The following is a 14,779-nucleotide window of genomic DNA, read 5'->3' on the forward strand; positions in this document are numbered from 1 at the left end:
AAACTACCAGATGCCGGTTTAAGTATTTCAGCTAAGTCATTCATATTGCTTATTTTTTGGGAAGTTACTAAACTTCTTCCAAACTCGTTGCCTGCCAACCTTACGCTACCCCCAATCTATGTACGCGATCACCACCCTTGCGCGTCTGTGCCGCTCCCGCCTCTGGGGGGCTGCCGTCGTGGCGATCTCGCTCGCCGCCGGTGCCCCGGCAATCGTTCAGGCTGCCGGTAAGACGAGCGTTTGCTCGTCCAAGGCGGCCAAGACGGCTGCCCAGAAGCGCGCGTGTGCCAATCATGCCAAGGCGACGAAATCCGTCGCCGAGTCCTCATCCGGTGCCAAGCGTGCCGTTGCCAAGACCGCTTCGCGCGCGAAGGCCGGCGCCAAGGCGCACAAGCTGGCTGCCGTCGAAGCGGATGCGGCCACCAAGCGTGTCGCCATCAAACATGTCGTCTACAAGCACGGCAAGCGCCGTGTCGTGACGTCGTATCGCACCGTCAACTTCACACCGCAGGCTCAGGGGCGTTTGTCCGCTGGACGCGCGTTCGGTCTGCACGAATCGCCTGACGCGCTGGCGCTGCGTTCCTCGGTCGCCTACGTCGTTGACGAGCGCACCGGCGAATCGCTGTTCGACAAGAACTCGCAAGCCGTGCTGCCGATCGCGTCGATCTCGAAGCTGATGACCGCGATGGTGTCGCTCGACGCGGGCATTCCGATGACCGACGTCATGGAAGTGACGGACGAAGATCGCGACTACGAGAAGGGCACGGGCTCGCGTCTGTCGGTGGGCTCGCGCCTGTCGCGTGAAGATATGCTGCACATTGCGCTGATGTCGTCGGAGAATCGTGCGGCCGCTGCGTTGTCGCGTTATTTCCCGGGCGGGCGTCCGGCGTTCCTCGCGGCGATGAACCGCAAGGCGAAACAGCTCGGCATGAACGACACGCACTTCAACGATCCGACGGGTCTGTCGAGCCAAAACGTGTCGAGTGCTCGCGACCTGGTGAAGATGGTCAAGGCCGCCTATCAGTACCCGATGATTCGCCGCTTCTCGACGGACAGCAATTACGACGTCAATACCGGTCGTCGTGAATTGCACTACGTCAGCACGAATCACCTGATCGGCCATCCGGGCTGGGAAATCGGTCTGCAGAAGACGGGCTATATCAACGAAGCGGGGCAGTGCCTCGTGATGCAAGCCAACGTCGATGGTCGTCCGGTGATCATGATTCTGCTCGATTCGACCGGCAAGTACTCGCGCTTTGCCGACGCTACGCGCGTTCGCAAGTGGCTGCTCGAAGGGGGCGGCGCCACGCCGCAACGCACGGCAGGCACGGCACCGACGGCGCAAGTCGCGACCAACAGCGAACACGCGCTATAAGCCGTGTCACGTTGCGTTGTGCGGCGCTAGTCGTCGCGCAAGCAAGCTGCCAAACAAAAGGCGCTCCCAAGGGAGCGCCTTTTTGTATTGCGTCACCAGCTTCGTCACCAGCTTCGTCACCAGCTTCGTCAGCGGGGCGTTACCGGCATCGTGTCGAGCGCTCACGCCAACGCACCGCCTGGGCGTCACGCCTGCATCAAACTCCTTTCGCGCGTGCCGCCGGCATCGGAAGCTTGATGCTGACTCGGGTTATTCGGCCGTCGCCACTTGCGACACCTTGGCGCTCACTTCCGGATTCGGCGCGTGAAAGCCCAGCGAAGCGGAAATCTGCAGCGCCGTCTCGTTCAGATTCGCAAGCCACGCGTCCTGCAGCCGGTCGGCGGGCGCCGACAGCGAAAGTCCGGCCACGAGCTTGCCGCTGTCGTCATAGATCCCGGCCGCAATGCAGCGAACCCCCAACTCCAGTTCCTCGTTGTCGCGAGCGTAGCCGGACTTGCGCACATGGCTCAGCTCGCGCTCGAGTTTCTGCAGGTCGGTGATGCTGTTGCGTGTATGCCCCGACAAGCCCGTGCGGGTGGCGTAGGCGCGCACGCGCGAGGCTTCGTCTGCCGCGAGGAAGAGCTTGCCGACCGACGTCAGATGCAAGGGGGCGTGACCACCGATGGCGCGCACCACCTGCATGCCCGAGCGCTCGCTGTAGGCCCGTTCGATATAGACGATTTCATCGCCCTGGCGCACCGACAGGTTGACCGTCTGCCCGGTCATGCGGTGCAGGCCGCGCATGGGCGTGAGCGCCGCATCGCGCACCGACAATCGTGCCTTGACCAGGTTGCCGAGTTCGAGCAGACGCATGCCGAGGCGATACGTGCCCGGGTCGCAGCGATCGACAAAGCGGCAGGCCACCATGTCGTTCAGGATACGGTGTGCCGTCGACGGATGAAGTTCAGTGGCCTGCGCCAATTCCTTGAGGCTGACCGGATCGGCATGAGCGGCAAGGGCATCGAGCAAACGCATCATGCGCTCGATGACCTGTATGGACGTGCGCGACTCAGTGCTTTGACTACCTTCGTCTTTCATGGGGGAGGGCCGAGTTTCGTATAGGGTCGATTCTATATCATATTGTGAAAAATTCGCACCTTTCCTGTAGAGGACTTCTGCGAAAAGTGGGCGTGACACAGGAGAGCGTCGTTGCCGCAGTAACAGGTGACTGAAACCAAAAGTGGCCCCGTGCCCGGATGACTACCATGGCCTTGTCATTTCATTCGGTGTCCGGCTCGATCGTAAGGCGAGATCGGCACCCTCAAGGAGGTTCGGGGAATGTACAGGTATGGGTTTTCGCCGACGGCGGCGAGTTGGCCGCGGCCGAGGTGCGTGCGCGGCGGGGAGGCCGTCACTCTCGGAAAGTCGATTGCCGACAGGCACGCGGAGATTGTCAGTCAGTTTCAACAGATCGCCAACGCGAAGGCGCAGTTGGGATTGGACTGCGATGGGCTTCACCGCTTGGAGAGCGCGTTCTTTTCGAGTTACCGGAAGGCGACTTCGGGGTACTGGGGAGGAGGGCTCTGGGACGGAGTATATCGATATGTCGGCAACGCGAGCCGTCCGGGCCCGTACTGCCAGGTTGGCGAGCAGTTGAACGATCGCGATGTCGACAGCCTCACGCCGTCCGCCAGGCGCTTCTCGGCGATTCTGGCACATCTGGCGCAAGCGCTGCGCAAGGAGCAGGACATCCTGACGAAATGCCTGGCAGTGACGCAGCGCTCGGCGGCGTTCGGCGAGGCGACCTTTGGCGACCCCGATGTCCAAAGGACGGCGAGCCAGCGATTGTCGGTCGAGCGTGCCGATGGCGTCGCCGAGATCGAGCGATGCCTGGCGGGTGTGCGCGAGGCGATCGCGCTGGCCTCCAAGGAGGTGTGGCCGGAACAGAAGCACTACGGCAAGCGCCTGGTCATGTCGACTTCGCTTTACTCTGTGGCGGCGGCCGTGGCGGTGGCGGGACTGTTTGTGTCGGGCGGCATTCTCGGTGTCGTGGCGACCGTCATGACGCTTGTGATCCGCGCGGTCAGCCTGGGGAGTATTCGTGGGTTCGATCGTGAGCGGGGATGGAAGTCTGTCGAAAGTCTGCTGGCAAGCACCAAACAATTCATTGAAACGGAGGGGACGATGATGAGAACGTATTTGGACGTGGCGGATCGGCGGGCCGCGCTCGAACGAGAAGACATGGTTTGGAACCTGTTGAAGGACATTAAGCATGGCCTTGGTGCGGTGGGGAGTCGGGTGGACTCGCTCGATAGCCGGGTAGGTTCCCTCGATAGCCGGGTCGGCGCCCTTTCGAATCAAATGGAAGCTGTGGCCAATCGACTGGATGGCCGAGTGGACGAGCTCACCGATCGCTTCGACGGCTTCGCTGATCGGCTCGACGGTTTCGCTGGTCGGCTCGATGGGTTCAACGATCGGCTGGACGGTTTCACGGGGCGGCTAGACGGTTTCACCGATCAATTCAGTAGCCTCACCGGTCGGGTTGACACCCTCACTGATCGAGTGGACACCCTCACTGATCGATTTGATACCCTGACGACGGAAGTCAATGCTGGGTTCTCGAGCGTAGACGCCAAATTCGAGAACGTCGATGCCAGATTCAACAGTGTCGACGCCAAATTCGAGAACGTCGATGCTAGATTCAACAGTGTCGACGCCAAATTTGAGAACGTCGATGGCAGATTCAACAGTGTCGACGCCGAATTTGAGAACGTCGATGGCAGGTTCAACAGTGTCGACGCCAAACTCGACGGCTTCAGAAGCGATTTGCAGCGGTTGTCGCGAGCGCAGGAGATGATGGCGGCGCGCCTGCCGATCGCGCCGTATCCTCTGGCGGCAGCGCCAGGCGTCGAGCGTCGCGGGCTGGTGCGCACGAACTCGTTGAACGCGTTGCGCCACGCCGCGCCCCGGATGGCATAAGCGACTGCGCGATATGCGGGAATCCACGCTGGGCCGGACTGGCCCGGCGACTTATAATGGCCCATTATTCCCGGAAAGAGGATTCCCCCAATGCGCGTCGGACTCTTTGTCACGTGTCTGATCGACCTGATGCGTCCGGAGATCGGCTTCTCGACGCTCAAGCTGCTGGAGACGGCAGGCTGCGAGGTCGTGATTCCCGATGTCCAGACCTGCTGTGGCCAGCCCGGCTACAACTCGGGCGAACGGGCCATCGCCCGCGATCTCGCCCAGAAATTCCTGGAGGAGTTCGAATCGTTCGACTACGTCGTCGTGCCGTCGGGATCGTGCGGTGGCATGGTCAAGGCGCACTACGGCGACCTCTTCGCCGACGACCCCGAACTCATGGGCCGCTTCGAGCGCCTGCGTCCGCGCGTGTTCGAGTTGACCGATTTCCTCGTCAACGTGCTGCATGTCGATACCGTCCCCGGCGATTACAACGGCGAAGTGACCTATCACGATGCTTGCTCAGGGCTGCGTGAGCTGGGCGTCAAGACGCAGCCACGCGTGCTGCTGGCGAAAATGCCGGGCGTCAAGATGACGGAAATGAAGGACTGCCAGGCGTGTTGCGGCTTCGGGGGCACCTTCGCGCTCAAGTACGGCAATATCTCGACGGCCATCGTCGACGAGAAGTGCGCCAACATCGCCGCAAGCGGAGCGCCGGCCGTCGTGTTGGGCGACCTCGGGTGCATGCTCAACATCGAAGGGCGTCTGCGCCGTACCGGCGACACGAAGACGCGCGTGCTGCACATCGCCCAGGTGCTCGCCGGCGATGTGTGAGTTCGTCACCGTCCTCCCGATCCTCCCGACCCTCAGGCTCGTGTGCGCGATGACGCGTGCCGGCGGCCATCTTCTCCAGTGAGTCGCGATGCAAGTTCAATCGATGCAATTCAAGGCGCGCGCCGGGCAAAAGCTCGCGGACCAGCGTCTGCAGGCCAACCTCCGGAAACTCTCGACCAAGTTCGTGACGGCGCGTGCCGCCGCGATCGAGGAGATCGACTTCGAGGCAACGCGCGAGGCGCTCAAGGCGCGTCGTAACCGCGGGCTGGAGACGCTAGACGTGTGGCTGGAGATCTTCGAGCGCGAGGCCACGCGGCGCGGCGCCACGGTGCTGTTCGCGGAATCGACGCAGGACGCCGCGCGCCTGATTGCCGAGATCGCCCGCAAGCACGATGTCAAGAAGGTGATCAAGTCGAAGTCGATGGTCACGGAGGAGTTGCAGCTCAACAAGGTGCTCGCCGACATGGGGGTGCAGTCGGTCGAGACCGACCTGGGCGAATACATCCTGCAGATCAACGACAACGAGCCGCCGTCGCACATCATTGCGCCGGTCGTGCACAAGGACAAGGACGAAGTCGCCGACCTGTTCGCACGGGTTCACCATAAGCCGCGTCTGACCGAAATTCCGGCGATGACGCGCGAAGCGCGCGAGATGCTGCGTCCGCAGTTTCTGTCGGCGGACATGGGCGTGACCGGCGGGAATTTTCTCGTCGCTGAAACCGGTTCCGTGGCCGTGGTGACCAACGAAGGCAACGAAGGCATGTGCACGATCATGCCGCGCGTGCACGTGGCCGTGACGGGTATCGAGAAGGTGCTGCCCACGCTCGAGGATCTGGCGACCGCCATGCGGTTGTTGCCACGCTCGGCGACCGGGCAGGGCACGTCGAACTACTTCTCGCTGCTGACCGGCACGCGTGCCGAGGGCGAACTCGATGGCCCCGACCATATGTACTTCGTGCTCGTCGATGGCGGCCGCTCGGGACTGATCGGCGGTGCGTTCCAGGACATGCTGCGTTGCATCCGTTGCGGCGCGTGCATGAATCATTGCCCGGTGTATCAGAAGATTGGCGGCCACGCCTACGGTTGGGTGTATCCGGGACCGATGGGCTCGGTGCTCACGCCGAGCTATGTTGGCCTTGAGAAGACGCTCGATCTGCCGCAGGCGGCCACGTTGTGCGGGGAGTGCAATCGCGTCTGCCCGGTGGGCATTCCGATCTCCGATCTGCTTCGCAAGCTGCGCGAGCGTCAGGTGGATCGCGGTCTGCGACCGTGGCAGGAGCGCACGGCGCTCGCCGCATGGGCGTTTGCGGCGCGTCGTCCGCGCCTTTACGCCACGCTGGCCCGCCTTGGCGCGCGCGTACTGCATTGGATGGGACGGGAGCGAGGCAGCCTCTCGAAACTGCCGTTCGCTGCAGGGTGGAGCGACACGCGGGAAATGCCGGCGCCGAGCGGCAAGACGTTCCGCGCGATGTATCGCGAGCGTCGCGCGCCGCGCTAAGCGATTCAGCGACGAGGAGTGGCCGGTGACGATGATGTACCGGCGTTCAACGCAGCAGCCGGGCCCCGAATGTCAGACATTGGCATCCGGGGCCCGGCTTTTTTGTTGGCGTGCACGTCAGGTTCTGGCGGGCAATGCCAGGCGTTTTTCGATGCGTCGCTGCAGCGCCGACAATCCGGTCGACAGCACCCAGTAGATCGCGGCACAGGCGAGATAGAGCGGCAGTGGCTGATAGGTCGACGCAATGACTTCCTGCGCGGAACGCAGCAGCTCGGTCACGGTAATGACCGAGACCAGCGACGTGTCCTTGATCAGGCTGATGAGGCTGTTGCCGAGACTCGGTACGGCGATGCGCAGGGCTTGCGGCGCGATGACATAGCGCAGCGTCTGCCAGTAGGACAGGCCAAGACTATACGCCGCGAGCCATTGCCCGCGTGGCATGCCTTCGAGCGCGCCGCGCATGCTCTCCGACAGATAGGCGCCGACGTTCAGGCTGAGCGTGAGCACGCCGGCGGGTGTCGGATCCAGCGCGATGCCGACGCCCGGCAGGCCGTAATAGATCACGAAGATCTGCACCAGCAGCGGGGTGCCGCGCATGATGCTGACATAGGTGCGGGCGATGCCGCGCAGCACGCGGATCTTGCCGATGCCCATGATCGCCACGATGACGCCGATTGCCAGACCGAACACCATCGACATCAAGGCGAATTTGATCGTGAGCACGGTGCCCTGCAACAGCACGGGCATGGATTGGGCGGCGAGTTCGAATGGATTCATGAGGGGATGGGGGGTGAGGAACCGTGGGCCGAAATGACGACGGCCGACACCCGCGTGGTTTGCGTGGTGCCGGCCGTGGTGCGACCGAAGTGTGTCGCCGCGCGGCTTGCGTGCTACTTCGCCGGCTTGGACGTGTCCTCGCCGAACCACTTCATTGCAAGCTTGCCAAGCGAGCCGTCCTGCTTCATGGCCGTGAGGGCGTCGTCGATGGCCTTCGCGAACTTGGGATTGCCCTTGCGGAACGGAATGCCCACCGACTCGCTGGCACCTTGCAGCACGGCGCCCGCACGCAGCGGCAGGTTCGACGTCTTGATCAGATACGCGAGCATCAGGCGATCGTTGAGCGCCGCGTCAATGCGACCGGCGGCGAGATCGCGCAGATATTCGGGCGCGCCCGGATAGGTGCGAACGTCGATGCCTGGCACGGCCTTCGCGAGCTTGTCGTAGTTGCTGCCGAGGCTGACGCCGAGCTTGTGGCCCTTGAGGGCGTCGAGCGAATTGAATTCGCGCTTGTCGTCCTTGCGCTGAATCAGCTGTGCGGCCGAGAAGGTGTACGGCTGGCTGAAGTCGAGCGAGCGCTTGCGCTCGTCGGTGATGGCGACTTGATTGACGATGACGTCGAACTTGCCGGCCACGAGGCCGCCGATGATGCCGCTCCATTCCGTCGTCACGAACTCCGGCTTCACGCCAAGACGTTGCGCAACGGCCTTGGCGACATCGACATCAAAGCCCTCGAGCTGGCCGTCGGCCGCGCGGTAGTTGAACGGCGGGTAAGTTCCTTCGATGCCGATTTTCAACACGCCCGCCGATTTCACGGTATCGAGCAAATCGGCGGCACGGGCGGGCGCGGTGCCCAGCAGCGCAACGGCAGTCAGCGGTACGAGGCACAGCGACTTGAGCCAGGTTTTCATGATGATGAGGTCTCCCTGTGACAAATGAAGGGGGCGCGACGGGCGACCGGTCAGGCCGTACGCAGCGCTTGCACGCATTCTCGCACCAGCTCGGGGCCGCGGTAAATCAGCCCGCTGTAGATTTGCACCAGGCTCGCGCCGGCGTCGAGCTTGGCCTGCGCGTCGGCGCCCGACAGGATGCCGCCCACGCCGATGATCGGCAGCGCGCCGCCCAGCTCGGCGGCGAGTGCGCGGATCACGCGATTCGATGCTTCGAACACCGGTCGTCCCGACAATCCGCCCGTTTCGTTGGCGAATGGCAGGCCCGCCACCGCTTCGCGCGAGAGCGTCGTGTTGGTGGCGATCACGCCATCGAAGCCATGACGCGTGAGCGTGCCGGCGATGACCTTGATCTGTTCATCGTCGAGATCCGGGGCAATCTTGAGCGCGATGGGCACGTACTTGCCGTGGCGATCGGACAGCGCGCGTTGCTTGTCCTTGAGCTTGCCGAGCAGGGCGTCGAGTTCGTCACCGCCTTGCAACTGGCGCAGGTTCTTCGTATTGGGCGACGAGATGTTGACCGTCACATAGGTGGCGTACAGATACACCTTTTCGAGGCAGATGAGATAGTCGTCGACCGCGCGCTCGATCGGCGTGTCGGCGTTCTTGCCGATGTTCAGGCCCAGCGGCCCCTTGTAGCGTGCCGACTGCACGTTCTGAAGGAATTGCTCGACCCCGCCATTGTTGAAGCCCATGCGGTTGATGATCGCTTCGGCTTGAGGCAGGCGGAAAATGCGCGGCTTGGGGTTGCCCGGCTGCGGGCGCGGCGTGACCGTGCCGACTTCCACGAAGCCGAAGCCCAGCGCCGCGAGGCCGTCGATGCAGCTACCGTCCTTGTCGAGCCCGGCGGCGAGGCCCACGGGATTCGGGAATCGGATGCCCATGACCGTGCGCGGATCTTCGGGCAGCGTCTGACCGATGAGACCTGCCAGGCCGAGCGAGGCCGCACCGCGCAGCGTGGCCAGCGTCAAGTGGTGAGCCTGTTCGGCATCAAGACAGAACAGGGCGCGACGGGCCAGAGGATAGAGGGGCGCAAGCACGATGTCGGGTTCGGCAGAATCGGAAAGTCGCCATTTTACCGGTATCCCGGTCGCCGAGCGCGCCTTTTTCTACGCTCTGCGTACTCCTGAACGACCGCAGGCTGGCGCGGGGATGAGCGCGATGCGCGCGCGTGGCCGCACCGCGAATGGCATCCTCGACGGCGCCGCCGAGTCCCCCTGGCGATACTGTCGACCGTGGTGCCGGGGCTACTCGCCCGAGGCGTCGAGCATGGCTTCCGGCATGTCCTGCCACTGGCCGTCGAGCAGGCCTTGCAGCGGCCGAAAGTTCGCCTTGTAGACCATCTTGCGGCTCGCCTGAATCCAGTAGCCGAGATAGACGTGCGGCAGTCCGAGGGCGCGTGCCTGCTCGATCTGCCAAAGGATGTTGTACGTGCCGTACGACGCGCCTTCGACATCGGGATCGAAGAACGTGTAGACCGACGACAGGCCGTCGCTCAGGATGTCGACCATGCTGATCATGCGCAGCGTGCCCGCGCCCTGATGGCCGGGCGGCTCGCGAAATTCCACCAGACGCGAGTTCACACGGCTTTGCAGCAGGAATTGCTCGTACTGCTCGCGGCTGTCGTGATCCATGCCGCCGCCCGCGTGTCGCTGCGATTGATAGCGCATGTAGAGCTGGTAATGCTCTTCCGTGTAGTGCAATCCCGAGACATTGACGGCGAGACCGGCGTGGCGTCGCCAGATGCGGCGTTGCGTTCGGTTCGCGGTGAAGCGCGCGATCGGTACACGCACCGGCACACAGGCCCGGCAGCCGTCGCAATACGGGCGGTACGTGAATACGCCGCTGCGGCGAAACCCGGCGCGAACGAGTTCGCTGTAGACGTCCGAGTTGATCAGGTGGCTGGGTGTAGCGACCTGCGAGCGTGCCGTGTGATTGTCGAGGTAGCTGCAGGGGTAGGGCGCCGTTGCGTAGAACTGAAGGGCAGACAGCGGGGAGAGCGGCAGTTCGTTCGGATGGGTCACCGGGAAACCTCGTGAGCCTTGTCTGCTGCGTTACCGTAGGCCAGTGCGCCAAGGATCTGCTTGTCCAGGCGCCAGACCGGTGCGGGCGCGATGACTGCTTTCTGTACATGCATCAGAAATGCCTGGCGGGGAATTTCGCCGCCGCCGAGCGACGCCAGATGGGCGGTGCTTTGCTGGCAGTCTATCACCTCTATGGCGTGCGCGCGTGCAAACGCAACAAGCGCGGCGAGCGCGATTTTCGAGGCATCGGTGCGACGGGCGAACATCGATTCGCCGAAGAACATGCGCCCGAGCGACACACCATAAAGACCGCCGACGCGCTCGCCTTCATAGAAGGTTTCCACGCTATGGGCAAGGCCGGCGTCGTGCAGTGCGCGGTAGGCGGCGATGATCGCGGGCGTGATCCAGGTGCCGTCCTGACCGCGTCGCGGTGCTTGCGCGCAGGCTTGCATGACCGCGGCGAAGTCGGCGTCCAGGCGGATCTCCCATGCGTCGTCGCGCAACACGCGGCGCAGCAACTTGCGGAAGTTGTGGCTGACGACGAAATTCTCCGGGCGCAACACCATGCGCGGATCCGGGCTCCACCAGAGCACGGGCTGGCCTTGCGAGTACCAGGGGAAGATGCCTTGCCGATAGGCGGCAAGCAGACGATGTGCGGACAGGTCGAGTCCGGCTGCCAGCAAGCCCGGCGCCTCGCTCGACGCGCCGAGCGCTTCGTCGACCGGGGGAAAGGGATCGTTTGCTTCGAGCCAGACGACCATGACGACGTCAGCGTTGCGGCGTGTCGGGCGACGTCGTGCGATGCGTCATGGCGTCGCGCTCAGACACGCAGCATCGGCGTGAGGATGTCCTCGGTGTGCGCGGTGTTGACCGGCAGCGAAGGCACCGGCATGCCGGGGATGGTCGCCCCGTTTGGCGAGGCCTCGAGGTGCACGCCGAAGGTGCCCGCGCGCCGGTCTTCGAAGAAGAAGCGCAGCGTCTTCGCCACCGTCGGGAAGGCGATGTCATCCCAGGGGATTTCATGTTCCGAGAACAGGGCGACTTCCAGGCTCTCTTCGCCGGCCGCAAATTGCGGCTCGCGCATTTGCGCCAGGTAGAAGATGTGGACCTGATTCACGTGCGGCACATTGAGCAGCGAGAACAGGGCACCGACATCGACGCTTGCGCCGGCTTCTTCCAGCGTTTCGCGTGCGGCGGCCTGCGCCGTTGTCTCTCCGATTTCCATGAAACCGGCGGGCAGCGTCCAGTAGCCAAGGCGCGGTTCGATTGCACGCTTGCAAAGCAGCACCTGATCGCCCCACACGGGCACCGTGCCGAGCACGTTGCGCGGGTTCTCGTAGTGAATGGTGCCGCAGTGGGTGCACACGTGCCGCTCGCGGTTATCGCCGGGCGGAATGCGCACCTCGACCGAGTGGCCGCAGGCGGAACAGAATTGGATGGGAGGACGTCGGTTCATGGTTGCTGCGAGTGTATCATCGGCAACGCACGCTGTGCGTCGGCGCGCACGGTGGGCCGGGATATCCCGAGTCGTCGGCGCGCGGGGAGCGTTTGCGTTGGCGATTGCGCAAGGCGCAGAAAAATAATCGGCGAGTTATGTTGCACTGCGGTGCCAATTGTCATATACTTCAATTCTTCAGACGCGGGGTGGAGCAGTCTGGCAGCTCGTCGGGCTCATAACCCGAAGGTCACAGGTTCAAATCCTGTCCCCGCAACCAAATTCGAAAGCCTGATTTCTTCAAGAAATCAGGCTTTTTGCGTTCTGGCCGGGATGGATTGCGTCCACCCGCGATGAGCGCGGTTGGGCGCGCATCAGGCGTCGGGGGCGGTGAGTGCGGGCGTACCCGCTCCGACGAGCGGAACGGGTTTATGCGACGTTGGCTAATGCGATGTTGGTTGATGCGACGTCGGTCAACGCGACGTCGGTAACCGCGATGTTGGTTAAACGATGTTGGTTATGGCGAAGTCGGCAGCAGACGCTGCTTGAGCTTTGCGCCGAACACATTCACCACGAGGCCCGCCATGACCAGTGCCGCGCCTGCGATTTGCGGCGCACTGAGTTGCTCGTCGAGCAGCAGTGCCGCCGAGGCAAGCCCGATGATCGGCACGAGCAGCGAGAAGGGGGCGACCTGACTGGCCGGGTAGCGTGTCATGAGGCGGCCCCACAGAGAGTAGCCGACGAGCGTCGCGATGAACGACAAATACGCGACGGCGAAGATCGACGTCGTCGAGAGATGCGCGAGCGAGTTCGCGATTTGCTGCGGACCTTCAAACCAATACGACAGCAGCGCGAACGGAATCGGCGGAATCAGGCTCGCCCAGACCACGAGGCCGACGAGATCGGCGTTGCCGATCTTTTTGGTGACGATGTTGCCCGTCGCCCAGGCAAGCGAGGCACACAGGGTCAGGGCGAAGCCGAGCAGTGTCATGGCGCCGCCGCCTTGCATGCCGATGACGGCGAGGCCTGCCGCCGCGATCAGCAGGCCGGCCACGTTCTGTGCGCGAAAGCGTTCGCCGAGACACAACACGGCGAGTCCCAATGTGAAGAACGCCTGCGCCTGAAGCACGAGTGATGCAAGGCCGGCGGGCATGCCGACGTACATTGCGGTAAACAAGAGCGCGAATTGCCCGAACGAGATCGTCGCGCCGTAGGCGATCAGCCAGCGCCACGGCACTTGCGGACGTTTGACAAAGAAGATCGCGGGGAACGCGGCGAGCAGGAATCGAAGTGCGCCCAGCAGCATGGGCGGCACGCCGTGGAGGCCGATCTTGATGACGACGAAGTTCACGCCCCAGGCGAGTACGACGATCAGTGCCCGTAACAGGTCCTTCGGTGCCATGCTGGCGTCTCCTTGTGCGGCGGTGATATGAAGCTCGGAAAGGCGAAAGTGTACTCCCGGGGCGTCGACGTGTGGGCTGGGCGGTTCAGCGGAGTGTCGGCGGGATGGAGGTGGTGCTCAGTTGGCGCTGAGTTGGCGCGGGGTGCAAGTGGGGGGCGGTCCCGCCGGCGTCTGATGGGGGCATGACGTATACTTCGTGTTTTGCGTATCAAGAGACGTCGCCTTGCCGGAGTGAGGCGTCGTTGGTCGTATCTGAGGAATTTGCATGAACCTGCCTGCCCGCCGCGTCAGCGTGGCGCCGATGATGGATTGGACGGATTCGCATTGCCGGGTCTTTCATCGTCAATTGTCGCGTCACACGTGGCTCTATACCGAGATGGTCACGACCGGAGCGTTGTTGCATGGCGACGTTGCGCGCCATCTCGATTTCGATGCGATCGAGCATCCCGTCGCGTTGCAACTGGGGGGCAGCGAGCCGCAGGATCTCGCGCGGGCCGCGAAGCTCGGCGAGCAGTGGGGGTATGACGAGATCAACCTGAACTGCGGCTGCCCGTCGGAGCGTGTGCAGCGTGGGGCGTTCGGTGCGTGTCTGATGGCGGAGCCGACGCTGGTGGCCGATTGTGTCAAGGCGATGCGCGATGTGGTGCAGGTGCCGGTGACGGTCAAGCATCGCATTGGGATCGACGACGTCGAATCGTTCTCGTTCGTCGAGAACTTTGTGGGCAGCATTGCGCAAGCGGGTTGCACAACGTTCATCGTTCATGCGCGCAATGCGATCCTCAAGGGGTTGAGCCCGAAAGAGAACCGCGAGATTCCGCCGCTCAAGTACGACTATGCGTATCGTCTGAAGCAAAGCTTCCCGCAGCTCGAGATCCTGATCAACGGCGGCGTGAGAACGCTCGATGAGGTCGAACTGCATTTGCAGCACGTTGATGGCGTGATGCTGGGCCGTGAGGCGTATCACAATCCTTATGTGCTGGCGGAGGTCGACGCGCGGTTCTATGGCGACACGTCGCCGGTGAAGTCACGCGAGGCGGTAGAAGACGCGTTGATCGAATACGCGGCGGCGCAGGTGGAGAAGGGGCAGTATCTCGGCGCGATGACGCGTCATGCGCTGGGTCTGTATCGCGGTGTGCCGGGGGCGCGGGGATGGCGTCGGGTGCTGTCGGATCCGAAGCGTCTCAAGGCGGGGATCGGCGCATTCGAAGCGGCGCGTGAGCAACTGCGTGCCGGGGCGATTTCGGCGCGTGACGACGCGGCGTCGCTCGCGATCGTGTGACGTCCGGCATCAAAATGCGGCGAGGCGTTACGGACGCTCGCCGCGTGAGATGACGATCTCGCGCATCGATCGTGCATGCCAGCGAAGAAATATTTCGATCCAGTGAAAATAGTGCTTGGCAGCGCGATAAAAACGTCGCTATAATCTTGTTTCTGTTCAGCAAGCAAGTCGTGTTGCTGATCACGGCGGTGGCCGTAGCTCAGTTGGTAGAGTCCTGGATTGTGATTCCAGTCGTCGTGGGTTCGAGTCCCATCGGTCACCCCAA

Annotated in this window: 13 protein-coding genes and 2 tRNA genes; 7 read left to right on the plus strand and 8 right to left on the minus strand. The window is 63.2% G+C overall.

Annotation, left to right across the window (positions count from 1 at the left end):
* The first annotated feature begins 118 nt into the window (after window positions 1-118).
* Entirely contained in the window at window positions 119-1,375 is a 1,257-nt protein-coding gene (gene pbpG / locus PEP31012_RS21380) for a D-alanyl-D-alanine endopeptidase (RefSeq protein ID WP_150591277.1), read from the plus strand.
* A 249-nt stretch (window positions 1,376-1,624) separates the two neighbouring features.
* Here pbpG and PEP31012_RS21385 read toward each other — a convergent pair whose 3' ends face one another.
* Window positions 1,625-2,452 carry an IclR family transcriptional regulator gene (locus PEP31012_RS21385; protein ID WP_150591278.1) on the minus strand — a complete coding sequence of 276 codons (828 nt, stop codon included), beginning with the start codon at window positions 2,450-2,452 and terminating at the stop codon, window positions 1,625-1,627.
* Between the two features lie 555 nt (window positions 2,453-3,007).
* On the opposite strand from PEP31012_RS21385, the gene PEP31012_RS21390 reads away from it, so the two are divergent.
* The 3 genes from PEP31012_RS21390 (at window position 3,008) to PEP31012_RS21400 (ending at window position 6,647) form a co-directional block, all read left to right on the plus strand.
* Window positions 3,008-4,333 carry a hypothetical protein gene (locus PEP31012_RS21390; protein ID WP_150591279.1) on the plus strand — a complete coding sequence of 442 codons (1,326 nt, stop codon included), beginning with the start codon at window positions 3,008-3,010 and terminating at the stop codon, window positions 4,331-4,333.
* Window positions 4,334-4,423: 90 nt separating this feature from the next.
* The gene (locus PEP31012_RS21395; RefSeq protein ID WP_150591280.1) at window positions 4,424-5,149 is read left to right on the plus strand and encodes a (Fe-S)-binding protein; all 726 of its coding nucleotides are present in this window, start codon (window positions 4,424-4,426) and stop codon (window positions 5,147-5,149) included.
* A gap of 88 nt (window positions 5,150-5,237) precedes the next feature.
* On the plus strand, window positions 5,238-6,647 hold the full coding sequence (locus tag PEP31012_RS21400) for a lactate utilization protein B (protein ID WP_150591281.1): 1,410 nt from the start codon (window positions 5,238-5,240) through the stop codon (window positions 6,645-6,647).
* A 117-nt stretch (window positions 6,648-6,764) separates the two neighbouring features.
* Here PEP31012_RS21400 and PEP31012_RS21405 read toward each other — a convergent pair whose 3' ends face one another.
* The 6 genes from PEP31012_RS21405 to PEP31012_RS21430 all read right to left on the minus strand — a co-directional run bounded on the left by PEP31012_RS21405 (window position 6,765) and on the right by PEP31012_RS21430 (window position 11,836).
* Window positions 6,765-7,424, minus strand: a complete 660-nt coding sequence (locus tag PEP31012_RS21405) for an amino acid ABC transporter permease (protein ID WP_150591282.1) — start codon at window positions 7,422-7,424, stop codon at window positions 6,765-6,767.
* A gap of 113 nt (window positions 7,425-7,537) precedes the next feature.
* On the minus strand, window positions 7,538-8,335 hold the full coding sequence (locus PEP31012_RS21410; protein ID WP_150591283.1) for a transporter substrate-binding domain-containing protein: 798 nt from the start codon (window positions 8,333-8,335) through the stop codon (window positions 7,538-7,540).
* A 50-nt stretch (window positions 8,336-8,385) separates the two neighbouring features.
* The gene (locus tag PEP31012_RS21415; RefSeq protein WP_150591284.1) at window positions 8,386-9,414 is read right to left on the minus strand and encodes a quinone-dependent dihydroorotate dehydrogenase; all 1,029 of its coding nucleotides are present in this window, start codon (window positions 9,412-9,414) and stop codon (window positions 8,386-8,388) included.
* 207 nt (window positions 9,415-9,621) lie between these two features.
* Window positions 9,622-10,398: an arginyltransferase gene (locus tag PEP31012_RS21420; protein WP_150591285.1), complete on the minus strand. Its 777-nt coding sequence runs from the start codon at window positions 10,396-10,398 to the stop codon at window positions 9,622-9,624.
* Window positions 10,395-11,159 (minus strand): leucyl/phenylalanyl-tRNA--protein transferase, encoded by a 765-nt coding sequence (aat, locus tag PEP31012_RS21425; RefSeq protein WP_150591286.1) that lies wholly within the window; start codon window positions 11,157-11,159, stop codon window positions 10,395-10,397. Before aat ends, PEP31012_RS21420 begins: the two co-directional genes overlap by 4 nt.
* Before the next feature lie 59 nt (window positions 11,160-11,218).
* Entirely contained in the window at window positions 11,219-11,836 is a 618-nt protein-coding gene (locus tag PEP31012_RS21430) for an NUDIX hydrolase (protein WP_246171422.1), read from the minus strand.
* A 200-nt stretch (window positions 11,837-12,036) separates the two neighbouring features.
* Here PEP31012_RS21430 and PEP31012_RS21435 point away from each other — a divergent pair.
* Window positions 12,037-12,113: transfer RNA gene (locus PEP31012_RS21435), tRNA-Met, on the plus strand.
* Window positions 12,114-12,350: 237 nt separating this feature from the next.
* Here the strand turns inward: PEP31012_RS21435 and PEP31012_RS21440 are convergent.
* On the minus strand, window positions 12,351-13,235 hold the full coding sequence (locus PEP31012_RS21440; RefSeq protein WP_150591288.1) for an EamA family transporter: 885 nt from the start codon (window positions 13,233-13,235) through the stop codon (window positions 12,351-12,353).
* Window positions 13,236-13,500: 265 nt separating this feature from the next.
* On the opposite strand from PEP31012_RS21440, the gene dusA reads away from it, so the two are divergent.
* Both dusA and PEP31012_RS21450 read left to right on the plus strand, forming a co-directional pair.
* Window positions 13,501-14,514 (plus strand): tRNA dihydrouridine(20/20a) synthase DusA, encoded by a 1,014-nt coding sequence (gene dusA, locus PEP31012_RS21445; RefSeq protein ID WP_150591289.1) that lies wholly within the window; start codon window positions 13,501-13,503, stop codon window positions 14,512-14,514.
* A gap of 188 nt (window positions 14,515-14,702) precedes the next feature.
* Window positions 14,703-14,778: transfer RNA gene (locus PEP31012_RS21450), tRNA-His, on the plus strand.
* Window position 14,779 lies beyond the last annotated feature (1 nt).

This window comes from Pandoraea eparura (genome assembly GCF_902459725.1).
Lineage (GTDB): Bacteria > Pseudomonadota > Gammaproteobacteria > Burkholderiales > Burkholderiaceae > Pandoraea > Pandoraea eparura.